This is a genomic window from Sporomusa intestinalis (genome assembly GCF_055383785.1).
The window spans coordinates 2,322,486-2,346,838 of the sequence record NZ_AP042390.1 but is presented as its reverse complement, the minus strand read 5'-3'; the positions used below and the strand labels follow the sequence as shown (position 1 = coordinate 2,346,838).

The window sequence follows — 24,353 nt, the reverse complement described above, 5'->3', positions numbered from 1 at the left end:
TCTCGCTCCCTCCTTAACCTAACCGGTGCACCAAATCTTTAAATATTCTCCCCCGTTCCTCATAGTTGTTAAACATATCGTAGCTGGCACAGGCGGGAGACAAAAGCACCACCTGCGGCGGTTTCGCCAGTCGGTGGGCAAGGGTAACCGCCGCCGGGAAGGAATCCACCGCATGAATATTCCTTACGCCATGCTGAGCGGCCGCTTCAGCAAAACGGCAGCCTGCCTCCCCCATTACAATCAAATGATCAACCCGCTCTTTGGCTAACTGCATAAACTCAGTCAAATCGGTATTCTTATCCCGGCCGCCGGCAATAAGAATAATATGGCCGGCAAAAGCCTCCAGCGCTTTCATCGTCGATTCAGGATTGGTGGCTTTAGAGTCATTGTAATAATGTACACCGGCAATTTCCCTTACAGGCTCAATACGATGCTCCACACCGGGAAACGCGGTAAGAACCGCAGCCATGTTTTCCGGACTGACGCCGGCAAAATAAGCGGCTGCGCAGGCGGCCAGCGCATTTTCCACATTATGGCCGCCTTTTATTTGCATAGCGGGGACCGCACAGATTTTGCCGGTTTTTCCTGCCCAGGTAAAAGCGATGTTGCCGCCGTCAACATAAAACCCCTGTTCAAGACATTGGCGGCGGCTAAAATAAACAACTTTGCCTGGCGCCCGTGCAGCCATCCCCCGTACCGCCACATCATCATAATTAAGAATCAGGTAGTCATTATGCTCCTGGCGGAGGAAAATCCGTTCCTTCATTTCCTGATATACAGCCATAGTTTGATGCCTGTCAAGATGATCGGGAGTCAAATTTAAAACCACAGCTATGTGAGGTTTAAAATGGATTGCTCCCTCCAGTTGGAAACTTGATATCTCCGCAACAATAAAACCGTCAGGCCCGGCTGCAAGCGCCTGCTCGGACAAAGCAGCGCCAATATTCCCGCCTACAGCTACCTGGCGGCCGGTAGTTTTAAGCATCTCGCCCATCAGGGTTGTTGTTGTTGTTTTACCGTTAGTACCGGTAATGGCGATAATCGGTGCGCTGCTCAGGCGGTAGGCGACCTCTACTTCACTCAAGACGGGTATAGCCCGTATTTGTGCGGCAGCAACAAGCCGTATATAAATAGATATGCCCGGTGACAGCACTATATAATCGATACCGTCCAATAATGTTTCGCTTTGTTCACCCAGCGCCAAATTAACACCGGTTGCTTTTAGCCGGGAAAAATCTTTATCAATTTTATCAGCCGGTTTCGCATCACTTAATGTCACCTGTGCCCCCAGCCGCTGCAGGATAGCAGCGACGGAAATACCGCTAATTCCGGCACCGAGTACTAAAATTTTTTTATGGAAGAATTCTGTTTGCTCACTCATTTACATACCCCCAGACCGGCTAACCGCCAGCAGGCTTAAAGCAACGGCGGCAAATACTGCGCCTGCCAGCCAGAATACGGTCACCACTTTGGTTTCAGACCAGCCGGATAATTCAAAATGATGATGAATAGGACTCATTTTAAAAACCCGTTTGCCTGTTGACTTGAAAGAAATTACCTGAATAATGACGGAAAGCGCTTCAATAACAAATACGCCGCCCACAATAACCAGCAGGAACTCAGTTTTCGTCATTACCGCCACTGCCGCCAGCGCCCCGCCCAACGCCAGGGAACCGGTGTCGCCCATAAAAACTTTGGCCGGATACGCGTTATACCGCAAAAAACCCAGGCAGGCCCCGGCTAAAGCCACGCAAAAAATGGCTAAATCAGGCTTGCCAAAAGACAGGGACACGACAGCATAAGCCAGGGCCGCCACGGTGGTTGTGCCTGCGGCTAAACCATCAAGGCCGTCAGTTAGATTCACCGCGTTCGTAGTCCCCACAAGCACAATGAATATTAACAGATAATATAAAGCCCCAAAATCAATCGTAACGCCCCAGACAGGTATCCAAATATCGGTGCCACGGCCAAAATAAATACTGGCAATGTAAGAGAGGGCTAAAGCCATGATGATCTGCCCGAGCAGCTTTTGCCGGGCTTTGAGACCCAGCGAGCGTTTAAGCACCACTTTGATAAAGTCATCCAGAAAGCCGATTAAACCATGTCCCAATGTAACAAATAGAGCTAACTGTACTTCCGGATTATTGCCGGCAAAGATCAGGCTGGGAATAGTAAGCGCCATTAACAGCAAAACCCCGCCCATAGTCGGTGTTCCGGCTTTGGCATAATGCCGCTCAGGCCCTTCTTCCCTAATGCTTTGCCCGAATTTTAGCCGCTTTAGCATCGGAATAACCAGCGGCCCTGCCATAATAGCGATGGCAAACGCCAGCGCGGCAGCATACAACAATTCCTGCATCGTAACCTCCTGAATCCACTCGCTAACGCAGCGATGTATGTTCAAATGCTCTCAGCATCGTTTCCATTTTCATTCCGCGGGAGCCTTTGAGCAAAATATAATCGCCCGGTTGCAGCAGGTGCTGCAGCATTTCTATTGCCTGCTGATGGCTGGTAAAAGCATGGACAATTTTAACACCATATTCAGCTGCTGCCGCCGCGATGTTTTCAGCCAAAGGCCCCACGGTAAGCACAATATCCAAACCTTGTTCAGCAGCCAATTGCCCAACCTGCCGATGCGCCCCGGCGGCCGTATCGCCAAGCTCCAGCATATCACCCAGCACAGCGAGCTTGCGGCCTTTGCCAATAGCTGCCAGGGTGTCAAGGGCAGCGGCCATAGATAAAGGGCTGGCATTATACACATCATTAATAACCGTATATTCGCCGTAATGCAGGATCTCCAGCCGCATGGCCCCGGGGACAAAACTACTGATCCCGGCGGCCAGATCAGCGGGCTCCAGCCCCAGTTCCCAGCCGGTGGCAATGGCCGCTAGGGCATTATATACATTATGGCTGCCAACGGTGTGCAAAGTGACGGGAAACGAACCACGGGGGCCCTTGCAGTCAAAGGTAGTAAGCAAATCACCGTTTTTTCCTGTCACTATGTTCTCAGCCCGCACTGCAGCCTCCGGGCCCAAGCCATACAATACAACCCGCCCCTGGGCTTTGGGCTGCATAGCCCGGACATAGGGGTCATCCGCATTCAGCACAACTACCTCATCCGGCCCGATTGCTTCCACTAATTCGGCCTTGGCAGCGGCAATATTCTCAATTGAACCCAGGAGTTCTATATGCGTTTCGCCCACATTGGTAACCACCCCAACGGTGGGCAAGGCAATCTCCGTAAGTTCGCGAATCTGCCCACAAGCGCGCATTCCCATTTCCACAACGGCGGCTTCATGGTCAGAGTCCAGCTTCAGCAGGGTTAAGGGCAGGCCGATCTCATTATTAAAATTGGCTTCGGTCTTAAGCACATGAAACCGGCTGGCTAAAACGGCCGCCAGCATATCCTTGGTCGTCGTCTTGCCATTTGAGCCGGTCACACCGATTACGGGAATCTGATAGCGGCTGCGGTGCAGCCTGGCTAAAGCCTGTAAGGCAGCCAAAGTATCCTGCACCTCAATTACTGCTACAGGCCCGGCCACAGCCACCGGCCGGCTGACAACGACCCCGGCAGCGCCCTTGGCTGCTGCCTGGGCAACAAACTCATGGCCGTCAAAGCGCTCCCCCGCTAAAGCGATAAATAAATTACCCGGCTGGACTGTCCTGGTATCTGTGGAAATACCGCGAAAAAATTTGCCGCCGCTGCCGGTCCCGCGGCCGCCGGTAGCTTTTAATACTTCACTTAAGCTAAAATCAGGCATTACTTTTCATCTCCCTGATAACCTCACGCGCTACCTGGCGGTCATCAAATTCAATTGTCCTGTCTTTTAATATCTGGTAGGTCTCATGGCCCTTACCGGCAATAAGCACCACATCCTGCGGCCCGGCTAATTGAAGGGCCTGCGTAATGGCCTGCCGGCGGTCAATAATAATTTGATAGCTTTTGCCGCTATGGCCGTCTGCCCAAGCGTCTTTAATCCCCACTTCAATATCTTCCAGTATTTTTCCCGGCTCTTCACTGCGGGGGTTATCGGAAGTAGCCAGCACAATGTCGCCATAAACTGCGGCCAGTTTGCCCATAATCGGCCGCTTAGTACGGTCACGGTCGCCGCCGCAGCCAAACACGACGATAATTTTGGCGGTGGCAAACTGTTTTGCTGTTTTTAAGACATTCTCCAAACCATCCGGCGTGTGGGCATAGTCAACAATGACAGTAAACGGTTGTCCGGCCTGCACGAGTTCGAACCGGCCCGGTACGCTGCTAAAACTTTCCAGGGCCTGCCTGATAATGACCGGATCAATTTTTTCCGCCAGGGCCGCCCCGGTTGCCGCCAATACATTATACACATTAAACATGCCGGTAATGCTGAGTTTAAGCGGCATAGCGCCAAAGGGCCCCTTGATACTGAAACTGGAGCCTGCCGCGGCCACCGCCAGACTGTCGGCAGTAAGTACGGCTGTGGTGTTAATCCCATAACTGATCACCGGACAATCTGTATTGGCCGCCATCGTCTTCCCGGCCGGATCATCCCAATTAATAATTGCTGTTTTCCCTTGTTTCTTATTGCCGGCTTTATTTAAACTCCGAAACAATTCGGCTTTCGCTTCCCTATAATTGGCAAATGTCTGATGAAAATCCAGATGATCCTGAGTCATATTGGTGAATACGGCGACGTCAAATTCACAACCGGCGATCCGTCCTAACGCCAAAGCATGGGAAGAAACCTCCATAATTGCATATTCCATGCGATTGTCGACCATTTCTGCGAGAATACTTTGCAGTTCAATAACGTCAGGTGTTGTATTTTTAACCGGTAGTATCTGATCGCCAATCATGGTCTGAATTGTGCCAATCAAGCCTGCTTTATGGCCGGCCTGCTGCAAAATGCTTCTAATCAGATAGGTGGTTGTTGTCTTCCCGTTGGTGCCGGTAACACCGATCATACGCAGTTTGCGACCCGGGTAATCAAAAAAATACGGGACAATGGCCTGCATCGCCTGACGGGTATCAGCAACTTTGATAATCGTAATGCCTTCATAGCCGGCTGCCGCTACATCCTTCTCCACCAGCACAGCCACTGCCCCCTGCCGCACAGCGGCAGGGATAAAGTCGTGTCCGTCTACATGAACCCCGGACAGACAAACAAACAATGTGCCGGGAACTACCTGCCGGGAATCATGGGCCACTGCCCTGATTTCCTGCTCAAGCCGCCCCTGTATTGCTGCAGCCGGCAACAAGTCTGCCAGCTGTTTTAAACTTTTGGTCATCATTATCCTCCTGCCCAATCACAAAAATTATGTTTACATCCTTATTATCTATTTTTACCAATATCTCTTATTTTAACGCGGGTTACTCAAAATAGGTAGTAATAGTTGTTCCTGACAATACTTTGCTGCCAGGCAGCGGATCCTGTTTGACGACTTTTCCGTCCATCCCCACAGGATTTATCACAAATCCCAACTCGGCCAGCATATCTGATGCCTCGCGCGGTGTCCGGCCGGTTAAATCCGGCACCGTTACCTCGCCGGCCTGATAACGCGGTGTCATTGTATACAGCAATACCCCGCTGCCGGCCGGAATACGGCTCCCCGGCTTGGGAATTTGATCGGCAATCCGGTCGCCGGACTCCTCGATACGCGGTTTCAGCCCTGCTTTTTCCAGTTCTTTGACAGCCTCAGGCACACTGAGGTTTATGACACTGGGAATCAGTACATGCGGATCCGGCGCAGCTGGTTTAGTCATATTGTCTGTAGGCTGAGGGGTTACTTTGAGATACTGCAGGACATCTTTCATGACAGCGCCAAATACGGGCGCAGCAATCTGCCCGCCATAATAAAGGCCAACAGGTTCGTCAATAATAACCAGCATCGCAACCTGGGGATTATCAGCCGGAGCAAAGCCGACAAAGGAGGCAACATATTTATCCGGCAAATAGCCGCCGGCGCCAACTTTCTGGGCAGTACCTGTTTTGCCGGCAATTTTATAGCCTTCGATATAGGCATTCCGGCCTGATCCCTGGGTTACGACCGATTCCAGGATCTCTTTAACCTGTTTCGTTGTTGTCGGATCAAGCACCTGCCTGACTACATCAGGCTGAAAGCCTCTAACAGTTTGCCCTGATTTATCCTTGACCTCACGGACAATCTGGGGCCGAAGAAGCTGACCATCGTTGGCCACAGCAGCGGCAGCCGTTACCAATTGAACAGGGCTAACAGCAATGCTCTGACCAATTGACATGGTGGCAATATTAATCGGCGTCGCTTTGGTCCGTTCAATCATAAGGCCCTTCGCTTCGCCAGGCAAATCAATATTAGTAGCGCGGCCGAAGCCAAAAGCGTCAATATAGCGGTAAAACGGATCACGCCCCAGACGCAGGCCAACATTAACGAACCCCACATTACAGGAGTTCTGCACCACCTCGGCAAAGGTCTGGCTGCCATGGCCGCCATGTTTCCAGCAATGAATGTGCCGCCCCTGGACCTCAACCTCGCCGGGATCATAGAACCTTTCATCCGCTTTCACAATATGTTCGGACATAACGGCTGAGGTAGTAATAATTTTAAAGGTTGACCCTGGTTCATACACATTGGAAACTGCTATGTTCCGCCAAAGTTTTGGCGAAAACTCGCTAAATTTATTAGGATTATAGTCGGGCTTGTTAGCCAGTGCCAGAATGCCGCCATCCCGCGGGTCAATGGCAATGATGGTAGCCGCTTTCGCCTGGGTTTCCTTCATTACCCGGTCCAATTCCCGTTCAATTATCTGCTGAATAACCAAATCAATAGTAAGATAGACATTATTCCCTTCCACCGGCGGCACAAACCGGTGAGATGCCTGGGGGATTTCCCGGCCTCTGGCATCATATTCAATTACGATGCTGCCGGAACGGCCTTTGAGATAACTGTCAAAGGTCATCTCCACACCATCCAGCCCCTGGCTGTCAATCCCGTTAAAACCAAGGACATGCGCCGCCAGGTTATCATGGGGATAATAACGCTGACTCTCCTGCGTCAGGCCAATACCGGGCAAATTAAGCATTTGGACCTGCCGGGCCGTTTCCGGGTCAATTTTACGTTTGATCCAGGTAAAGGCCTGCCGCTTTTTCAGTTTGTTCCTAAGGTTGTTTTCATCTAATGCCAAAATAGCAGCCAGTCTGGCTGCTGTTTCTTCATGATTCCGTATTTCGGCAGGTATAGCGTATACAGATTCCGTACTGACACTAACCGCAAGTTCCCGGCCATGTCGGTCAAAAATAATGCCCCGCTTTGCCTCAACCGGAATCTCACGGATTCGCTGATCTACAGCATTCTCCGCTAACCAGGCGCTCTTATAAAACTGGAGATACAGTAAGCGACCAATCAACCCCATCATAATTACCGATATGATCAAGAACAGGCAAGCGACCCTCTTCCTGATGGTAACATGCGAAACAGATGCCACTTATTTATCTCCCCCATCGTAAAAAAATTACCGCCCTTTGCTCGCCTCCGCCTTGTTGAGTTTAATAGCGCCCAGCAGTTGCTCAGCAACACCGGCATCCCCGGCCGGCTCTGCCGGCGCAGGCGTTGCTGCCGTTGCAGCTGAAGCATAATAGGCATTTTTCGGCACAATCATCCCTAACTCTTTTACGGCAATTTCTTCAATCCGCTGCGGTGATTTTAGTCTGGCAATATCAAGGCGCAAAAGCTCATTTTCTTTCTCTACTTTTGCCACCTGACCTTTAATTTTCACCAGCTCATAGCCGGACTGCACGATTGCGGCGCTTTGCATGGTTGTAATGGCAGCCATTACAACAGCAATAAGGACAAGAGTCAGGCACTTGACGCGCAGCTTTCTGTCAGCTTTTGGTATTATTTTAGGCGCAGGTGAAGCGGCTTCCTGTTCATACACATATAACTCTTGTTTTTTATGTACTAACATTTTTATTGTTCCTCCCCCTAATTTAGAACAATTGTCGCTATAACTTAACAGCGATACGAAGCTTAGCGCTACGAGCGCGAGGATTTTTCTCAAGCTCATCAGGCGATGGCAGCACAGGTTTTCCCAACACTTTAACCTGGGGTTTATGCTGGCAAACACAGATCGGCAGTTGGGGCGGACAGATACAGGCTTTGGCCAGCTGCTGCAATGTCTGCTTCGCGATCCGGTCCTCCAGCGAATGAAAGGTTATTATGCCAATCCGGCCACCGGGTCTTAGGCATTCAACGGCCGTAAGAAAGGTATCCTGCAAAATCCCCAGTTCATTATTGACTTCAATCCGAATCGCCTGAAATGTTCTTTTCGCCGGATGTGGTCCGTCCCGGCGGGCAGCGGCCGGGATAGCCTTCTTAATAATATCGACCAGCTGGCCTGTTGTTGTGATATTGGCCGCAGCCCTATTTTCCACAATAAAGCGGGCAATCCGCCTGGCCCAGCGCTCCTCGCCATAATCAGAAATGATGGTTGATAATTGCTGCTCGCTGTAGGTATTCACAACATCATAGGCGGAGAAATCCGCCTCGGTATTCATCCGCATATCAAGCGGCGCATCCTGCATATAGGAGAATCCCCGGTCAGCAACATCAAGCTGATGGGATGATACCCCCAGGTCAAACAGAATACCGTCAACCAGGCCGGTTTCCAGCTCCGCCAGCACAGAGCCCAGGCGCTGAAAATTACGCTGCACAATACTAATCCGGCAATCAGCCGCTGCTAAACGCTGCTTGCCGGCACGAATCGCAGCCGGATCCTGATCAATGCCGATCAGCCAGCCGGCCGGTGCGAGCCGTGCGGCTAAGGCGGCAGCGTGACCACCGCCGCCTAATGTGCAATCCACATAGATCCCTTCCGGATCGGAGAAAATGCCTGCAATACTCTCTGCCAGCAGTACACTCGTATGCTCAAATCCATGTTCCTGCACTTATATCACTCGTTTCAGCTATATTTAAATCCCTAAATCAGCCATGGTTTCGGCAATCGCCGCAACCGTAGGGCTGATTTGCCGGTTATATGCATCCCAGGCCGCTTTATCCCAGATTTCAATTCTGGTTGACACGCCAATAACGACCACGTCCTTATCTAACTTGGCATGTTCCCGTAAGTTAGGCGGCATAAGCACCCGCCCCTGTTTATCACACTCAAGTTCGGCCGCGCCGGAAAAGAAGAAGCGGACAAAGGCCCGGGCTTCCGGTTTAGCCAGCGGCAGTTTCTTTAATTTTTCTTCTAGGATGGCCCACTCACTGCGGGTATATACAAACAAACAATTATCAAGACCTTTGGTGGCAATAAATGTTTCTCCTAATTCTTCCCGGAATTTGGCAGGAAGAATCAGCCGCCCTTTATTGTCGATGGCATGCAAATATTCACCCATGAACACGGCTGTCTCCACCACCTTAAATAATCAACCACTTTACACCACTTCACACCACTTTTTAGTCTATTCTGGGCAAATAAAAAAAATCCTGCCTGAAATCTGCAGGATTTTAAAAAAACCAAAATTTGGAGACTAAAGTCCTATATTAGAATTTCTGCTCACCCCACTCAATCCAGCAAGAGGACGGCTTTAAGCCTGATAAGACTGGCGAATCAGATTTCGCATAAAAAGCCAAAAGCCGGCGATAATAGTAGCAGCATCTGTCATTCTGTAAAATTATAATAAAGTCATGACAAGTTTTAGGCAAGTATGATATAATGAGTTAGCTTGTAAACATATTCCATATTTAATTTAAGGAGGCTGCTACAATGAGTATCACTAAAGAAATGAGCATCGTTGATGTTGTCCAAAAATATCCCCAGACTGTGCAAGTATTCCGCAGCTACGGCATGGGTTGCCTTGGGTGTGCTGCTGCCCGCTTTGAAAACATCGAGCAAGGCGCGGCCGCTCACGGCATAGATACAAACGCCCTGATTGCTGATTTAAACAAAGCCGTAAGCGAGTAGTCCTTGGGGACGCCGGCAGATGCCGCCTGTGCCCTGTAGGGTAAAGATTTTTCTTATCCTTAGAGCATAGTCTTGCACGTTGATAAATTTGATGGGGTTATAAAGAAAACACGGCTTGCGCCGCGCCTGGGGCGAAAGCGGAAGCCGGTGTTGCCCTTCTCCAGGGGAAAGTTAACCTTTCTATCAGGATAAAAAAGCAGAGCCAGCCGGCCCTGCTTTTTTTGCCTGTCACCAGTTATAAGTTTTATGCAGTATCGGGAATAATGCCCCTTCGCCCCGGGATTGGCAAGGGTGTTTTTTTATTTCACCCGGCCAGCCTGCGGGCTGGCAACAAAAATCCCGGCGGCCGTCTCATAGTCGAGGGCCAGTTCAGTATGATCAATACGCAGGACATAGACCGGAGCGGTCTGCAGCACTTCGATGTCCGCCCCGGGCAATAAGCCAAACACAGTCAGCTTCCGCATATGCTGGTCATCGGCAGTGCGTACAGCAATAATTTTTGCCCTTTCACCAGACCGGAGCATAACAACCGGTTGTTGTTCAATCACACCATCCCTCCTGCCAGCACCAAAAATAGGCTCAGCCGCAGCAGCTGGTACATGAAAGCCGCCGCAGCAAAGGTAATTAGGATAATCACGGCCACCATCATGACGGTGGTGATCAGCCCCCGTTCCTTGACCATTACGGCAAACTGAGCAATACAGGGAACAAACAGGGTCAGGGCCACGGCGGCAACCACCAGCTGCAGATCTGTCAGCTGGCCGGCAGCAGCCAGGTCATACAGCCCGGCAGCACCATAATCGCGGCGAAAAAAACCTAGCAGAAAGGCTTGCGCTGCTGCCGGCGGCAGCCCGATCAGTCCCATAGCCGGCTCCAGATATTGAATCAGCTCAGCTAACATGCCGCTGCGGTCTCCTGCCCACAATACAGCACTGGCAGCAACAAACACCGGTAAGATTTCCTTAAAATACCATGTCATCCGCAGGGCCGCTTTTTTTATGACATTGCGGACAAGCGGCAGTCTTAATGGCGGCAGCTCCATATAAAAAGCGCTCCTGCGCCCGGGTACAAGCCTGGTGCTTAACCGGCCCGCAACGGCAAAAATACAGAGTAAGTAGCCACTCCAGATGCCAACTGCGACCGGATTATGCGCAAGCAGCGCCAGCACAACGCCAAGCTGAGCCGAGCAAGGAATCGTCAAAGCTAAGAGAAAGGTAGCCAGCAAGCGTTCCCGTTTTGTTTCCAGGGTGCGTGTAACCATGACCGCCATCGTACCGCAGCCCAATCCCAGGGTCAAGGGAATAACGGCCCGTCCGTTCAGCCCGAAGTACCGGAACACCGAATCGGCCAGCATAGCCAGCCGCGGCAGATAACCCGTATCCTCCAGTACGGCAAAAGCCAGGAAAAAAGTCCCGACAATAGGCAGGATAATTGCCGTTGCATAACGGAAGCCCATCGTAAAAACACCGTAATCCCCCACCAGCAGCGACTGCAGCCATTCCCAGGGAATCCAGGCATTAGCCGCACCTTGGACCTGGGGGATGAGGATGGGTATAAACAGGCAGTTATTAATATAATCAACAAGATAACCGGCGCCGAATTTTCCCACAAACTGGTACAGGCCGCAATACAGGACAATACATAAAACCGGAATGCCTGTCAGGGGTTCTCTTGTTATCTTTCCCAGCCACAGAGCCAGCGATTTCCGCCTGCGGCCTCCGGGCCGAGCATATAGCACCGTTTGGGCGATAAGCGAATCAATAATATCCTGCCGCACCGCTGCTACCAAAGCGCCTAGATTCTGCTCCGGCCGTGACGGCAGCTGCCTAATGGCGGCGGCTATATCGGGCCAGGCTGCCTCGGTTTGAGCAGCAGCCACCGCGCTTGCATCCCCCTGCAGGATTAATAATGCGGCACTGCGTTTGCTCAGGCCGTAATTTCCGGTTAACAAGGCGCTTATGTCGGCTACAGACCGCTCAATGGGTTCGCTCAAGGGCATAAAAACCGGTTTTATTATTTGATATTTGCTAATTGCTTTTTTTAGAGCGCCAATCCCGGTACCGTTAACTGCCGCCGTGGCAACAACCGGAATTCCCAGCAATTGCTCGAGCCGCTCCCCATCGATAATCATACCCAGCTGCTGCGCTTCATCCATAATATTCAGGTTAAGTATGACAGGTATCCCGGTATCAAGCAGCTGCATGGTCATATGCAGCATTCGCTTTAGGTTCTTGGCGTCAACCACATGAACAATAACATCAGGCCTGCCCGTTGCCAGCAGCAACCGGGTAACCCGCTCCTCCTCGGTCAGAGGAATCAGAGAATACATTCCCGGCGTATCGATGACCTCGAACCGGTAACCATTAGCCTTGAACTGGCCGGCCGCAATATCAACACTAGTGCCGGGATAGTTGGATACAGCCGCATAGCTGCCTGTCAAATGATTAAAAATGGCACTTTTACCGACATTAGGTGAGCCTACCAGCACTACTTTTATCACTGGATCCCGCACCAGAGTGTCCTCCGTCAGCTTCGAAATACTATGCTATTTCCTATGCAAAAAGGCGCGGGGATATGCGTAGGCATAAGAAAAGACTTGGCTTGTGCCAAATAGAAGCCGCCTGTACCTTTAGGTCTACAGGCGGCCTCATATCTGCCAGAATTTATAAATTCTGGCAGACCAAAAAATTCCCGGCCTGCTGCGGCCGGGAATTTTTTTTACACTTTATAACAGTTTTTCCACTTTGGCGGCAATGTTTGCTTTCGGCATATATCCGGTCAGCTTCTCAACCTGTTCGCCATTCTTAAAGACAACCATCGTCGGCAAACTCATTACACCATATCTTTGCGCCAGCGAACGGCTTTCATCGACATTGACCTTGGCAATCTTAATTTGGTCGCTCATTTCTGCCGCCAGTTCATCCATTACCGGCGCCAGCCGGGTGCAGTAGCCACACCACGGAGCCCAAAAATCTACAAGCACCGGCTTTGCGGCGTCAAGCACTTCTTCCTGGAAATTATTTTCGTTAGCATTGACTACATTTGCCATCAGACAGTCCCCCTTTTTTACTTAAATTAAGAATAGCTATCCTATTTGTGGTTGCGAAGTTCAACCAATACACAACAGTGGTCAACCACATTAAGATCAAGGTCTTTAGCCCGTTCCACCACACTGGCGGCATTGGCTCCGGGCTGGAGCCACACATTTTTGATGCCAAGCTCGGAGCAGTTATTCATAATCTGTTCGCCGACTTTTGGCGGCACCACAACATTTACGACCTCAGGCACACAGGGTAAATCCTTCAGAGCCGGGTAGCATTTATCCCCAAGTACCTCATCAACCCCGGGGTTTACCGGATACACCTCATAGCCGGCTTCCTTCAAAGCCTTGAAAATCTTATAGCCAAATTTTTCCTTGTTATCGGTAGCTCCCACAACAGCCCATTGTTTGTTTTTGAGCATGGCTTCTTGTTCGCTCATAGAACTATCCCCCTTACGTCCATTGTACGACGTTACCTGTTAAATCATTCCTCAACAACAGTGACTTTATTCATTATGTTGCCTTGATTAATTTGATCCACAATGTCCATCCCCTCAATTACCTTGCCAAATACAGTATGTAATCCGTCCAGATGGGGCTGGGGTTCATAGACAATAAAAAACTGGCTGCCACCGGTGTTGGGGCCGCGATGAGCCATCGACAGTGAGCCCCGTTCATGTTTATGGGGATTGCCTTTGGTTTCACAAGGAATCGTGTAACCAGGGCCGCCGGTGCCGGTGCCGTTTGGACAGCCGCCCTGGGCAACAAAACCTTTAATAACCCGGTGGAACTGCAACCCATTATAAAAACCTTCATTAATCAGCTTTTCAAAGTTAGCAACCGTCTGCGGCGCGTCTTTCTCAAACAGCTCAATAACCACATTGCCTTTGTCCATCTCAATAATTGCTTTTTTCAAAGTATATCCCTCTCTTAGATAGAATTATTTTAATTATAACACAGTTGGCTATACTTTGGCAAAATTGGAATCTCGCCCCTGGAAATTATTTAGTCTGAGTGAGCAAAAAAAAACACTTTCTACAAAGAAAGCATTTATCAAAAAAATTCTATATACGCCCATGATACCGTTCTCTCCTGTATGTTCATACCCGCTTCGCGCAGGTGGGCGTTTTGTATTTATGCTTTTGACTTCCGCTCCAAGGCGGCCTGACAGCGGCATACCATCAAACTCCCCATATAAATGAGTCGGTTGAACATATAAGAGATAACGAGCACCTCAGGCATTAGTGACTTTTGACAATATGATCTTATCATGTTCGCCCTGTTAGTTCAAGGTCGAAAATCGGCCAAAAAACTGGTGTTTTTGACTGCTAGCGGAAATCCGCCGGATTTTGCCGGTTCGAACTTGAGCGCACAGGGCCATCACTTATTTGACTTCCGGCAGATTGCCGCCTTTCTCTGCTTTTAGATGGCGGACACAGTTGAGCAGGGTAATGGTAGGCCGGCCCTCATAAAAATCAATGATATTTACAGCCGTGTTATCCTGCCTGATCCGCCAGACATGATTGAGCTGAATATCAAGCATGGCACACAAAATGGTGCCAATCGTGCCGCCATGAGCTACTACGGCCACAGTTTGGCCGGGATGGGCGGCTAAAATCCGGCCGATGGCGGCAGTTGACCGCTCCTTCAGCTGCCGGAAGGTTTCTCCGCCCGGAATCTCCAGCTCGTCCGGCGTTGTCCACAGCTTCCCCAGCAAACCCGGCCAGCGCTCAGTTATTTGTTCATACGTAAGGCCTTCCCACTCGCCAAACTTTATCTCCCGTAATTCCGGTACCAGCTTTACCGTCAGGCCATGGGCCGCGGCAATACATTCAGCGGTCTGAAAAGCCCGGGACAAATCACTGGCGTAAACGGCATGAACAGGCTCTTCTGCCAGACGGCCGGCGACAGCCCGGGCCTGTTCAAGCCCTTTATCGGTCAGGGCGATATCGCTGTGCCCCTGGTATTTCCGCTCTAAATTCCATACAGTTTGACCGTGCCGCACTACTATCAGTCTAGTCATAGGTTCACCTCAACACCTGCCCTAAATGGGTAAGCAGTTTTTTATTCTGTTCGCCGAGTTTAACAGCCACCCGGATATAATACGGAGAAAGCCCCGGATAATTGGAACAATCACGAATCAGGATATTCCTTGCGGCCATGGCCTGGCACACCCTGGCGGCGGGCGGCTCTATCCGGACAAGAATGTAGTTGACGGCAGGGGGCAAAGGCGTGGTTCCCGGCATAGCCTTCAGGCCTGTATATAAAACATCTTTTTCATACTGTACGGTATCCCGGCTTTGCTGCTGGTAGTCCCGGTCTGTTAACGCCGCCACGCCGGCGGCCTGGGCCAGGGAGTTGACATTCCAGGGGTCTTTGGCGGCGTGCAGCCTGGCCGTCAAGGCCGGCCGGGCAAGGGCGAACCCCAGCCGCAGGCCGGGGATAGCATAAAATTTGGTAAGGGAATGAAGTACCACCAGGTTATCATATTGCGTAAGCAGCGGCCGGGAGGTATATTCCCTGTCGCCGGGGATGAAGTCCATAAAAGACTCATCGACAACCACGATTGTACCGGCCTGAACGGCGGCAAATAAAATTTGTTCCATTTGACCGGCTGACAACAGCGTGCCGGTGGGGTTGTTGGGATTGCCGATAAATACCATATCCACACCGGCCAAGCGGCGGGTAAGCCAGTTTACATCCGGAACAAAGTTGTTTTCCGGCGACAGATACGCGTATTCAATTACCGCCCCGGCCGCCCGGGCCGCCCGTTCATATTCACTGAAAGAAGGGGCCGGGATCAGCACCCGCCGGGGGCGCAGGGTATGGGTCAGCACATACAGCAGCTCCACCGCGCCGTTGCCGGCAGTGATGCATTCGGCGCCGACTTGATAATGGCTGCTGATGGCGGCCTTAAGCAGTACCGCTCCGGCATCGGGATAATGAATAACCTCACCGACAGCTTTGCTGATGGCGGCCTGAACACCAGGGGCTAACCCCAGCGGGTTTATATTGGCGCTATAGTCCAGCACAGACGCCGGCTCACCGCCATGCTCCCGCGCCCAGGCGTACACATTACCGCCATGAACGAAACCGGCGGCTTGATTGTCAGCGTTCATTGCCATCATCTCCTGTTATGATAAGCCCGCCGGCAATCAGGCGGACCGTCTTTAAATACACAACCTCCGGACAAACCTGACATATCTCGCGGATACAGGCATCGTGGCCTGCCATCGCTTCAGTGCTGAACATGACCCCCAGCACGGTCCCGCTGTGGGCGGCGCAGACGCCGATAGCGCCGCAACGGTTACCGGCATTTATCATTAGCTCCAGACAGGGCTTATATAAAATCTGCTGGTTGGCTATGGCGCTTAGCGTGGCGCCCTGGCCGACAAGGCGGGCATCACCAATTGCTAAGCCTCGGGCCACCAAGTCAACGGCTTGCTTGATTTGCGGCTCCTTAGCCTTGTTTAATGCCGCCAGATCCTCTCGGTGGTTAAAAACCAGGGTGTCCACCTCGCCTCCGGCATCAAAAACGGCAATATGAATAGGCGGCGGCTGGCCCAGGCGGCGGCGAATCTGCCCCTCAACATGATCAAACATAATAATTTCGGGATAAAAGATCCCGTCTGTTGGTTCTATTGTTAAGGCAATATCGGCAATCTCATCACAGGTGAGCGTAGCGGCCGCGGTCGCCAGCGCCGCCGCCTGACAGGCAGCACTGATATCGGCACTGCTGGAAGCCATGCCTTTACCTACCGGCAAATCAGATGTAACCGTCAAGCCAATGGCGGCCGGGCTTCTTAGATATGCCAAAGTCTTGCGCACAGCTGCCGCAGTCTTCGGCTGGACCTCGTCCATGCTGCCGCCGGCAACGGCGGTAACCTCCGAATACCAGTCAACAGGACAGGTAATCAGAAAATTAACCCCGTTTATTGTGCCCTGTACCAGCTCACCGCATGAGCCAGGCGCTTTAACTTTAATTGTCATACAAAAGTCTGCCTTTCAGTGATTGAGTCTTACTTTTTCTAAATGACAAATACGAGCAAAGCCATCAACTCGGTCAGATAGGTGACAGCACCATAGGTATCTCCGGTTAAGCCACCCAAAACATTGGTAAAATAACGGGCTGCCAAGACACCGGCCACCACTGCGGCCCCGGCACTGACTACTGCCGTAAGTCCCAGAGGAATCACAATCACCAGCGCGACAATGGCGGCAATAAGCAGGGTGCTGCGGCCGGCGTACTGGGCAAAGGCTTTTCCCATACCGTCAGGCCGCGCGTAAGGGAATGAGGTGATACTGATCACCATGGCCAGACGCCCTGCTACCGGCATGACCAGCAACGCCGTAGTGAGCATGGTTGAGGTCATATCAACAATAAGCGAGTATTTCAGCAGCAGCAAGAGTCCGAAGGCCACGACCCCATTGGCGCCGACCCGGCTGTCTTTCATTATTTCCAGCATCCGCTCCCGCGACCGTCCGGAAAATACACCGTCCGCCGTATCCATAAACCCATCACAATGCAAACCGCCTGTTATTACAATCTCAGCCAGAATAATGACGGCGGCCAGCACATGGGCCGGCAGGAACTGACTCAGGGTATAATTGATTGCCGCCAGAATCAGGCCAATGATCGCACCAATCAGCGTAAAATACTTTACACTGCGGCCAAAGCTGGCCGGCGACCAGTCTGTTTGCTTTATCACCCGGATGCGGGTAAGAAATTGTAAGCCGGTAAAAAAATCGTTCAAGCGCAACGCCTCCAAGTGATTGCAGCCTTAGCTAAGCCACAGCCGACTTCACCGCAATAGCCCCGGCAATAAACAGTATTGTCACCAGATACATAATGCGAATCGTCTGCTCGATGTGTATAGGCTGGAGTTCTTGTTTCGCCGCCCCCATATAAGCCCGCAGGGAGGCTACCCCGCCATAATAATTGAGCCCTCCCAGGCGAATCCCCAGCGCGCCGGCCACACCGGCCTCGGAAAAACCGCTGTTGGGGCTGGGATGCCTGCCGGCATCCCGCTTAATCGCCTGCCAGGCGCCACCGGCATCGTATCTGAGCAGCGCAGCCGCCAGCACGATTAACAGGCCGGTAAGCCTTGCCGGTATATAATTAAAAGCATCATCAAGCCGCGCGGCCGCCATGCCAAAATCCCGGTATTTTTCATTCTTATAACCCACCATAGAGTCTAGCGTGTTGACCGCCCGGTACAGGCAGGCCAGGGGCACACCGCCGATCAATGCATAAAACAGCGGTGATATAATGCCGTCGACAATATTCTCCGCCACCGTTTCAACAGTGGCACGGGTGACCTCGGCGGTATCGAGGCTGCCCGTATCCCGGCCGACGATCCAGCCCACCTTAAAGCGGGCCTGTTCCATGTCCCCGTGGTGTAAATAACCGGCTATTTCCCGTCCGGCCTCAGCCAGACTGCGGGGCGTTATGGCAAAAGACAAAAGTACGGCCCCGCCGACATAAAAAAGCCAGGGATGGATGGAAGCGAAAGCCGCCATTGCCAGCCAGGCAACTGCGTAGACTGTGGCCAGCACCGCCAGGACAAGGACGGCCCCGGCCAGCCGCTTGCCGCCAGGCGAATGACCGGTATTCAGTAACCGGTCCTCCAGCCAGGAGATAAAGCTGCCGATTAGGACTACCGGATGCCAGGCTGTGCGCGGATCACCAACAAAGCGGTCAATAACCACAGCCCCTAACGCCACATACTCTGTCATGCCTACTTACCTGTTGGCTGGTTCATAATTTGATAGACTAAATCCATGTTCATATGCTGGCGGACCACAGCCGCCAGCCGGTCATAGGCAGCATCCTTGCGGGCCTCGGTATTTTGCGTGACACCAAGCGGTGCCAGTCCCTTGCGGACTCTCAGCGCATCAAGCACAGCCCGGCGATAGGCGTCATTGTCAAAAATGCCATGCATATAGGTGCCCATAACCAGGCCATCGGCGGAAACGGCCCCGTCAGGCATTTCCACCTGCTCTCCCGACCTGGTAACAATGGTAAAAGCAGCGTCAACAGGGGTCATAAACTGGGTCCGTCCCATATGTATTTCATAGCCGGTAAGATGGTTACCGGTATAGTCAATGCCCAGGAAACGATGATTAACGGCTGCGGCCCTGACCTGATGGGTCACTTTATCGGCCTCAAAAACAGTGATACTGTCAATAAGGCCTAAGCCCATAACCTTATCAAAGTCTGATTCCGTATGGTCAGGGTCCTGGACCTCCCGCCCCAGCATTTGGTAGCCGCCGCAGATGCCGACAATGGGGGTGCCGCTTTTAACCAGCCTGACAAGTTCCTGCTCATAGCCATTGTGCCGGAGATATAATAAATCCTCTGTTGTATTCTTGCTGCCGGGCAGGATAATAAGATCAGGCCGGCCGATCGCCTCTCCCTGGCGCACGTAGCGGACACGCACGTCACTTTCGTTGCCAAGGGCGTCAAAGTCGGTAAAATTTGATATTTTGGGCAGACGCAATACGGCAATATCAAGCTCACCGGTCGTATCAGCCTGCTGTTTATCTTCCAGTGATACCGAATCCTCATCGTCAATACCCAGCCGGTCAAGATGGGGAATAACCCCCAGTACAGGCTTGCCTGTCTTGTTTTCGAGGAAATCCAGGGCTGGTTTCAGCAACTGTATATCGCCCCGGAATTTATTAATAATAATGCCCTTGACCAGTTCGCGCTCATCAGGGTCTAGTAACTCCAGCGTCCCGACAACCGACGCCAGCGCCCCGCCCCTGTCGATATCCGCGATCAGGAGTACCGGGGCCTGGGCCAGTTTGGCAATACGCATATTGACAATATCGTTGGCTTTAAGATTAACCTCAGCCGGACCGCCGGCGCCTTCAATCACGATAACGTCAAAATCCCGGTGCAGCCGCTCCAGGCATTCGCTTACCACGCCCAGGGCGGTAAGGCTGTAACCGGAATGATATTCCTTTGCCGACATATTGCCAACAGGCTTGCCCATGACAATGACCTGCGAACAGGAGTTGCCGGTAGGCTTTAATAATACCGGATTCATATCAACATTGGGTTCCAGGCCTGCAGCCTCGGCCTGGGCCACCTGGGCCCGGCCCATCTCGCCGCCCGTTTTGGTCACATAGGAGTTAAGGGCCATATTTTGCGACTTAAATGGCGTCACCCGCCGGCCATCCTGTTTAAATATCCTGCATAATGCCGTTGTTAAAATACTTTTGCCAACATGAGAACTGGTTCCCTGCAGCATGATCGCTTTAGCCATTAAAACTCAACCTCCCCAAGACCAACAGCTATCTTTTTTAACGCAACAGCCAGCCCGCTGACCACTAAATAGACCTCGTCAGCCTGGCCGGCAATTTTTTGATTGACAAGCCCGGTGACATCCCGGTATTCACGGGCCAGCCCATTCTCAGGCACAATCCCGAGCCCGACTTCATTAGTGACGAAAATAACATCGGCCCGCTCCTGCCTGGCACTTGCGAGCAGTTTGTCAATCGCACCCAGCACGGCCTGACAGCGCTCCTCCCGGGTAGCCGGCGCCGTCGGTGCCAGCAGCAGATTGCTTGTATAGAGTGTCAGACAATCGAACAATACGGCGTCTGCACACCGGACAGCCTGCGCCATAGCCAGTTCAGCCCCGTACGGTGCTTCAAAGGTTGTCCAGCCGGGCGGGCGGCGCCGCTGATGAATAGCAACCCGTTCCTTCATTTCCTCATCATAGATCTGGGCAGTGGCAATATAAGCCACCTGCCGGTTGCCCTGAGCGGCATAGCGCTCGGCAAAAGTGCTTTTGCCGCTGCGGGCGCCACCGGTCACTAAAATGATTTTACCGGCCATAGGCATTCCCTCCCTGACTGCTTAGGCGGTACTGCGAACACTGCTCAACAAACCGTTCGGCTGCCTGCCGGTTGCCGGCAAAATGCATGTGCAAATAGGAAGCCACTACGTTATTAACGGCATAGCCGCCGTGATAGACAGTACCTGTCCGCATTTTTTTAAACGCAAATGCCCAGGGGAATTCCTCCTCGCCCTCGTCAGGCACCATGCGGGAAAAATGAAACTCGTGACCGCGCAAGGTCTGTCCGTTCCCGCACAGTACAGTTTCTTTAAGGGCGGTTGCCTCCACATAGCCCACTGTTTCCAGTTTAGGCTGCATCTGACAGACGGCCGGGATTACGCCGGCCATATCATACGCACAGCCGTCAAAATCGATAATCTGCCGGGCCAGGTACATCAGGCCGCCGCACTCGGCGTAGATAGGCAGGCCCCGCCCGGCAGCCTGTAATATATCATTCCGCATCAGGCTGTTGGCTGACAATTCTTTGACAAACATCTCGGGAAATCCCCCGCCCAGCACAATTCCGTCCACCGCCGGCAGCCGGCTGTCTGTAAGGGGGCTAAAGGGGATTATTTCCGCCCCGGCCTCCTCCAGAACTTCCAGGCTGGAGGGATAATAAAAGGTAAACACCTTGTCCCGGGCCACGCCGATCCGGGCTTTGACCGCCGGCCGTTCTGCCGCCGGCCGGGAGCGGACCGGGACGGGACCGGTGGCATTGGCCAGGACCAGCAGTTCATCCAGCGCCACTTGCCGGGCGACCTGGCGGCCCATCTCCGCCACAGCGGCTGCGGCCTCATGTTCAGTAACCGGTGTAAGGCCCAGGTGGCGCTCCGGCATAGCAAGCTCATTATTGCGAAAAACAGCCCCAAGGACAGGAATGCCAACCTTGTCAAGGGCCTCGCAGACCATAAGCCGGTGGGTATCCGAGCCCAGCCGGTTAATAATCACGCCGGCCAGTTTGACATCAGGATCATACATTTTAAAGCCTAAGGCAATGGCGGCAGCACTTTCCCCCATTGATTTGGCATCAATAACCAATACCACCGGCGCATTCAGCATTTTTGCAATTGCCGCCGTGCTGCTGACACCGGCCCGGCCGCCGTCATACAGCCCCATAACGCCTTCGATAACGGCAATATCATTACCCGCCGCCGTACTGGCAAAGATTTCCGCCAGACAGTCCGGCGGCACCAGCCAGGTATCAAGGTTATGAGCGCTCTTGCCGCTGGCCAGCCGGTGAAACCCCGGATCAATATAGTCAGGGCCAACCTTATAAGACTGAACGGCAAGGCCCCGTCCGGCTAAAGCCGCCAATATACCGGTAACAATTGTTGTTTTGCCTGCCCCGCTGCTAACCCCGGCAATAACCACCCGGGGAATATGCACTTGGCTCATATCAACATCCTCCTAATTGCGCGCTGCCACTGTTCTGAGCCACAGCCGCCGTACCGTATACCCGCGCGCTACTAGCGGCCCAGCATGTACATAACCGCGTTGACAGAGGCGGCCGCAATCGGACTGCCCCCTTTGTTGCCCAGTACGGTAATAAAGGGGACGGACGAGGTCGTATACAGCAGCTCCTTGGACTCCGCCGCACCGACAAAGCCAACAGGCACGCCTATGATCAGCGCCGGTTTGATATTCTCTTCTTTGATCAGTTTCAACACTTCAAACAACGCTGTCGGCGCATTGCCAATCGCCACAATGGCCCCGTTAAGCTTGGCGCCGAAGGTGCGCATCGCGGCCATTGACCGGGTAATCCCCGCCGCTTTCGCCTCTTCCGCCACAGCCGGATCAGCCACCAGGCAGTAGGCCTGCCCTCCCAGTTCGGCCAGCCGGCGTTTGTTAATCCCGGTACGCACCATTTCCACATCACAGAAAATATCACAGCCGGACTTAAGGGCCTGCAAACCGGCCGCTATAGCCTCAGGGTGAATTTTTATAATGTTGGCATAGTCCGGGTCGCCGGCAGCATGGATGATGCGTGAATAAACCTTGGTGGATTGCTCGTCTAAGTTAAACCCGGACAGATAAGGGGCAATAATCTCCATACTGCGGGTCTCAATGGCCATCGGGTCTTTTATGAATTCCATTATATTACCTCCAGCACCATATTAATTACTTCCTGCCGGGTCAGGCACAGGTTCTGATACACCACAGCCGGGCGGCCAATAACAATAACCGGCAGGTTCAGTTCCACAGCTGCCGAAAGCTTCGTGTCGGCACCGCCGATAACGCCGCTGTTTTTGGTTATAATTACCTCAGTGCCATACTCTTTAAACATTGCCACATTAAAATTATGGGAAAAAGGCCCCTGCATGGCAACAATGTCGCCAGGGCTAAACCCCAGTTCCATACACTCGGCAATGACCGCAGGCTGCGGCAGGACCCGGGCAATCAGCCGGCAGGAGGCCAGTAAGGGCTCATTTTTAAATAGTCCGAGGGTGCGGCTGCCGGTGGTCAGAAAAACCACGCGGCCCAGTCCGGCCGCGATTTTAGCGGCTTCACTGGCATCGCCGGCTGTATATAGCCGGCTGTAATCGACCGGAATATAGGCTTCGGCCCGCTCATACCGGATGTAGCGAATACCGGTGGCTGCACACGCTGCCATCGCATTGACCGAGCCATTCACCGCATAAGGATGGCTGGCGTCGACAAGCACCTTAATGCCCCGGGCGCCGATAAGCTCTTTCATGTCCGCAAGGGCCAGCTGGCCGGAATGAACGCTGAGCCCCGGCGCTTCAGCCAGATTGCGCCCGTAGTCGCTGACCACCGAGACGACAACAGGATAACCCATTGCCGCCAGCGCCAGCGCCAGTTCCCGGCCGTCAAGAGTTCCGGCCAGCACCAGAATCACAGCCGGTAGCCCCGGGGCGTGATCATTCTCCCGTCAGCCACATACGTCTGGCTGTTGCCAATCAGCACCAGGGAGAACATATCAATATGCTCATTTGTAAAACTTTCAAGGGTAGACAGCGTCATATCCTCTTTGTCTCTGGTCGCATGATGGACAATGCCCACAGGGGTATTCGGCCCGCGATGCTTCAGGGTGATTGCCCGCACGGCCTCAATTTGACTTGTACGCCTGATGCTTTTCGGATTATAAATGGCAATAACAAAGTCGCCGGCGGCGGCCATTTCGATGCGTTTTTCAATAATCTCCCACGGGGTCAGCAGGTCACTCAGGCTGATAACTGCAAAATCATGCATCAGAGGCGCCCCCAGAACGGCGGCGGCGGCGCTGACGGCGCTGATCCCCGGCACCACGGCAACCTCTGGCTGCAGGATGGCAGGGTATTTGCCAACAAGCTCCAGCACCAGGCCGGCCATTCCATAGACGCCGGGGTCACCACTGGAGATTACGGCCACCTGCTTGCCGCTCATAGCCTGCTCTACAGCCGCCTGGCAACGGTCAATTTCCTGCATCATGCCGGTGCCAATCGTAGCCTTGCCTGCCAGCAAATCCTGGATCAGATGCAAATAGGTGTCATAGCCGACAATAACCTCAGCCGTTTCAATGGCCTGCCGGGCCCGGGGCGTCATGTCAAGC

Annotated in this window: 25 protein-coding genes and 1 other RNA gene; 1 reads left to right on the top strand and 25 read right to left on the bottom strand. The window is 52.6% G+C overall.

Annotated features, from left to right (window positions below):
• Positions 1–13: 13 nt before the first annotated feature.
• The 8 genes from murD to mraZ form a co-directional block, all read right to left on the bottom strand.
• The gene (murD, locus tag ACZ481_RS10815; RefSeq protein ID WP_464770151.1) at positions 14–1,381 is read right to left on the bottom strand and encodes a UDP-N-acetylmuramoyl-L-alanine--D-glutamate ligase; all 1,368 of its coding nucleotides are present in this window, start codon (positions 1,379–1,381) and stop codon (positions 14–16) included.
• Positions 1,382–2,356 carry a phospho-N-acetylmuramoyl-pentapeptide-transferase gene (mraY, locus tag ACZ481_RS10810; RefSeq protein WP_464770150.1) on the bottom strand — a complete coding sequence of 325 codons (975 nt, stop codon included), beginning with the start codon at positions 2,354–2,356 and terminating at the stop codon, positions 1,382–1,384.
• Positions 2,357–2,378: 22 nt separating this feature from the next.
• Complete coding sequence (locus ACZ481_RS10805; RefSeq protein WP_464770149.1) at positions 2,379–3,758, bottom strand: UDP-N-acetylmuramoyl-tripeptide--D-alanyl-D-alanine ligase; 1,380 nt, start codon at positions 3,756–3,758, stop codon at positions 2,379–2,381.
• Entirely contained in the window at positions 3,751–5,265 is a 1,515-nt protein-coding gene (locus ACZ481_RS10800; RefSeq protein WP_464770613.1) for a UDP-N-acetylmuramoyl-L-alanyl-D-glutamate--2,6-diaminopimelate ligase, read from the bottom strand. Before ACZ481_RS10800 ends, ACZ481_RS10805 begins: the two co-directional genes overlap by 8 nt.
• Positions 5,266–5,347: 82 nt before the next feature.
• Positions 5,348–7,438, bottom strand: a complete 2,091-nt coding sequence (locus tag ACZ481_RS10795) for a stage V sporulation protein D (RefSeq protein ID WP_464770148.1) — start codon at positions 7,436–7,438, stop codon at positions 5,348–5,350.
• A gap of 27 nt (positions 7,439–7,465) precedes the next feature.
• The gene (gene ftsL, locus ACZ481_RS10790) at positions 7,466–7,918 is read right to left on the bottom strand and encodes a cell division protein FtsL (protein ID WP_464770147.1); all 453 of its coding nucleotides are present in this window, start codon (positions 7,916–7,918) and stop codon (positions 7,466–7,468) included.
• Between the two features lie 37 nt (positions 7,919–7,955).
• Positions 7,956–8,897, bottom strand: coding sequence for a 16S rRNA (cytosine(1402)-N(4))-methyltransferase RsmH (gene rsmH / locus ACZ481_RS10785; RefSeq protein ID WP_464770146.1), 942 nt, complete (start codon positions 8,895–8,897; stop codon positions 7,956–7,958).
• Positions 8,898–8,921: 24 nt separating this feature from the next.
• A complete protein-coding gene (gene mraZ, locus ACZ481_RS10780; protein ID WP_464770145.1) occupies positions 8,922–9,353 on the bottom strand; it encodes a division/cell wall cluster transcriptional repressor MraZ in 432 nt (143 codons plus the stop codon).
• A 365-nt stretch (positions 9,354–9,718) separates the two neighbouring features.
• Between mraZ and ACZ481_RS10775 the strand changes: the two genes are divergently transcribed.
• Positions 9,719–9,916 (top strand): DUF1858 domain-containing protein, encoded by a 198-nt coding sequence (locus ACZ481_RS10775; protein WP_464770144.1) that lies wholly within the window; start codon positions 9,719–9,721, stop codon positions 9,914–9,916.
• A gap of 299 nt (positions 9,917–10,215) precedes the next feature.
• On the opposite strand, the gene ACZ481_RS10770 is transcribed toward ACZ481_RS10775, so the two are convergent.
• The 17 genes from ACZ481_RS10770 to cobJ all read right to left on the bottom strand — a co-directional run bounded on the left by ACZ481_RS10770 (position 10,216) and on the right by cobJ (position 24,346).
• On the bottom strand, positions 10,216–10,464 hold the full coding sequence (locus ACZ481_RS10770) for a FeoA family protein (RefSeq protein ID WP_464770143.1): 249 nt from the start codon (positions 10,462–10,464) through the stop codon (positions 10,216–10,218).
• Entirely contained in the window at positions 10,461–12,416 is a 1,956-nt protein-coding gene (gene feoB, locus ACZ481_RS10765; protein WP_464770142.1) for a ferrous iron transport protein B, read from the bottom strand. Before feoB ends, ACZ481_RS10770 begins: the two co-directional genes overlap by 4 nt.
• 225 nt (positions 12,417–12,641) lie before the next feature.
• Positions 12,642–12,965, bottom strand: a complete 324-nt coding sequence (trxA, locus tag ACZ481_RS10760; protein WP_464770141.1) for a thioredoxin — start codon at positions 12,963–12,965, stop codon at positions 12,642–12,644.
• Between the two features lie 41 nt (positions 12,966–13,006).
• Entirely contained in the window at positions 13,007–13,396 is a 390-nt protein-coding gene (locus ACZ481_RS10755; RefSeq protein ID WP_464770140.1) for a CoA-binding protein, read from the bottom strand.
• A 44-nt stretch (positions 13,397–13,440) separates the two neighbouring features.
• Positions 13,441–13,872 (bottom strand): peptidylprolyl isomerase, encoded by a 432-nt coding sequence (locus ACZ481_RS10750; RefSeq protein ID WP_464770139.1) that lies wholly within the window; start codon positions 13,870–13,872, stop codon positions 13,441–13,443.
• A 151-nt stretch (positions 13,873–14,023) separates the two neighbouring features.
• Positions 14,024–14,200: non-coding RNA, 6S RNA (gene ssrS, locus ACZ481_RS10745), on the bottom strand.
• A 140-nt stretch (positions 14,201–14,340) separates the two neighbouring features.
• The gene (gene cobC, locus ACZ481_RS10740) at positions 14,341–14,979 is read right to left on the bottom strand and encodes an alpha-ribazole phosphatase (protein ID WP_464770138.1); all 639 of its coding nucleotides are present in this window, start codon (positions 14,977–14,979) and stop codon (positions 14,341–14,343) included.
• A 4-nt stretch (positions 14,980–14,983) separates the two neighbouring features.
• On the bottom strand, positions 14,984–16,075 hold the full coding sequence (cobD, locus tag ACZ481_RS10735) for a threonine-phosphate decarboxylase CobD (RefSeq protein WP_464770137.1): 1,092 nt from the start codon (positions 16,073–16,075) through the stop codon (positions 14,984–14,986).
• Positions 16,065–16,946, bottom strand: coding sequence for a GHMP family kinase ATP-binding protein (locus ACZ481_RS10730; protein ID WP_464770136.1), 882 nt, complete (start codon positions 16,944–16,946; stop codon positions 16,065–16,067). Before ACZ481_RS10730 ends, cobD begins: the two co-directional genes overlap by 11 nt.
• A gap of 38 nt (positions 16,947–16,984) precedes the next feature.
• Positions 16,985–17,710 (bottom strand): adenosylcobinamide-GDP ribazoletransferase, encoded by a 726-nt coding sequence (cobS, locus tag ACZ481_RS10725; RefSeq protein ID WP_464770135.1) that lies wholly within the window; start codon positions 17,708–17,710, stop codon positions 16,985–16,987.
• A gap of 31 nt (positions 17,711–17,741) precedes the next feature.
• On the bottom strand, positions 17,742–18,692 hold the full coding sequence (cbiB, locus tag ACZ481_RS10720) for an adenosylcobinamide-phosphate synthase CbiB (RefSeq protein WP_464770134.1): 951 nt from the start codon (positions 18,690–18,692) through the stop codon (positions 17,742–17,744).
• Between the two features lie 2 nt (positions 18,693–18,694).
• On the bottom strand, positions 18,695–20,227 hold the full coding sequence (locus ACZ481_RS10715; protein ID WP_464770133.1) for a cobyric acid synthase: 1,533 nt from the start codon (positions 20,225–20,227) through the stop codon (positions 18,695–18,697).
• Positions 20,227–20,802, bottom strand: coding sequence for a bifunctional adenosylcobinamide kinase/adenosylcobinamide-phosphate guanylyltransferase (gene cobU, locus ACZ481_RS10710; RefSeq protein WP_464770132.1), 576 nt, complete (start codon positions 20,800–20,802; stop codon positions 20,227–20,229). The genes ACZ481_RS10715 and cobU overlap by 1 nt, the downstream gene beginning before the upstream one ends.
• A complete protein-coding gene (locus ACZ481_RS10705; RefSeq protein WP_464770131.1) occupies positions 20,792–22,198 on the bottom strand; it encodes a cobyrinate a,c-diamide synthase in 1,407 nt (468 codons plus the stop codon). Before ACZ481_RS10705 ends, cobU begins: the two co-directional genes overlap by 11 nt.
• Positions 22,199–22,269: 71 nt before the next feature.
• The gene (locus ACZ481_RS10700; protein ID WP_464770130.1) at positions 22,270–22,896 is read right to left on the bottom strand and encodes a precorrin-8X methylmutase; all 627 of its coding nucleotides are present in this window, start codon (positions 22,894–22,896) and stop codon (positions 22,270–22,272) included.
• Complete coding sequence (gene cobK, locus ACZ481_RS10695; RefSeq protein WP_464770129.1) at positions 22,896–23,660, bottom strand: precorrin-6A reductase; 765 nt, start codon at positions 23,658–23,660, stop codon at positions 22,896–22,898. The genes ACZ481_RS10700 and cobK overlap by 1 nt, the downstream gene beginning before the upstream one ends.
• Positions 23,657–24,346, bottom strand: a complete 690-nt coding sequence (gene cobJ, locus ACZ481_RS10690) for a precorrin-3B C(17)-methyltransferase (protein WP_464770612.1) — start codon at positions 24,344–24,346, stop codon at positions 23,657–23,659. The genes cobK and cobJ overlap by 4 nt, the downstream gene beginning before the upstream one ends.
• Positions 24,347–24,353 lie beyond the last annotated feature (7 nt).

Excerpts from the sequence above, each read along its gene's own strand:
- trxA (WP_464770141.1), bottom strand. The coding sequence starts at position 12,965 with ATGGCAAATGTAGTCAATGCTAACGAAAATAATTTCCAGGAAGAAGTG.
- cobC (WP_464770138.1), bottom strand. The coding sequence starts at position 14,979 with ATGACTAGACTGATAGTAGTGCGGCACGGTCAAACTGTATGGAATTTA.
- ACZ481_RS10755 (WP_464770140.1), bottom strand. The coding sequence starts at position 13,396 with ATGAGCGAACAAGAAGCCATGCTCAAAAACAAACAATGGGCTGTTGTG.
- ACZ481_RS10700 (WP_464770130.1), bottom strand. The coding sequence starts at position 22,896 with ATGGAATTCATAAAAGACCCGATGGCCATTGAGACCCGCAGTATGGAG.
- cobJ (WP_464770612.1), bottom strand. The coding sequence starts at position 24,346 with ATGACGCCCCGGGCCCGGCAGGCCATTGAAACGGCTGAGGTTATTGTC.
- ACZ481_RS10715 (WP_464770133.1), bottom strand. The coding sequence starts at position 20,227 with ATGGCTAAAGCGATCATGCTGCAGGGAACCAGTTCTCATGTTGGCAAA.
- ftsL (WP_464770147.1), bottom strand. The coding sequence starts at position 7,918 with ATGTTAGTACATAAAAAACAAGAGTTATATGTGTATGAACAGGAAGCC.
- murD (WP_464770151.1), bottom strand. The coding sequence starts at position 1,381 with ATGAGTGAGCAAACAGAATTCTTCCATAAAAAAATTTTAGTACTCGGT.
- ACZ481_RS10705 (WP_464770131.1), bottom strand. The coding sequence starts at position 22,198 with ATGAGCCAAGTGCATATTCCCCGGGTGGTTATTGCCGGGGTTAGCAGC.
- ACZ481_RS10775 (WP_464770144.1), top strand. The coding sequence starts at position 9,719 with ATGAGTATCACTAAAGAAATGAGCATCGTTGATGTTGTCCAAAAATAT.
- mraY (WP_464770150.1), bottom strand. The coding sequence starts at position 2,356 with ATGCAGGAATTGTTGTATGCTGCCGCGCTGGCGTTTGCCATCGCTATT.
- ACZ481_RS10805 (WP_464770149.1), bottom strand. The coding sequence starts at position 3,758 with ATGCCTGATTTTAGCTTAAGTGAAGTATTAAAAGCTACCGGCGGCCGC.
- cobU (WP_464770132.1), bottom strand. The coding sequence starts at position 20,802 with ATGGCCGGTAAAATCATTTTAGTGACCGGTGGCGCCCGCAGCGGCAAA.
- ACZ481_RS10800 (WP_464770613.1), bottom strand. The coding sequence starts at position 5,265 with ATGACCAAAAGTTTAAAACAGCTGGCAGACTTGTTGCCGGCTGCAGCA.
- cbiB (WP_464770134.1), bottom strand. The coding sequence starts at position 18,692 with ATGACAGAGTATGTGGCGTTAGGGGCTGTGGTTATTGACCGCTTTGTT.
- ACZ481_RS10730 (WP_464770136.1), bottom strand. The coding sequence starts at position 16,946 with ATGACAATTAAAGTTAAAGCGCCTGGCTCATGCGGTGAGCTGGTACAG.
- cobD (WP_464770137.1), bottom strand. The coding sequence starts at position 16,075 with ATGAACGCTGACAATCAAGCCGCCGGTTTCGTTCATGGCGGTAATGTG.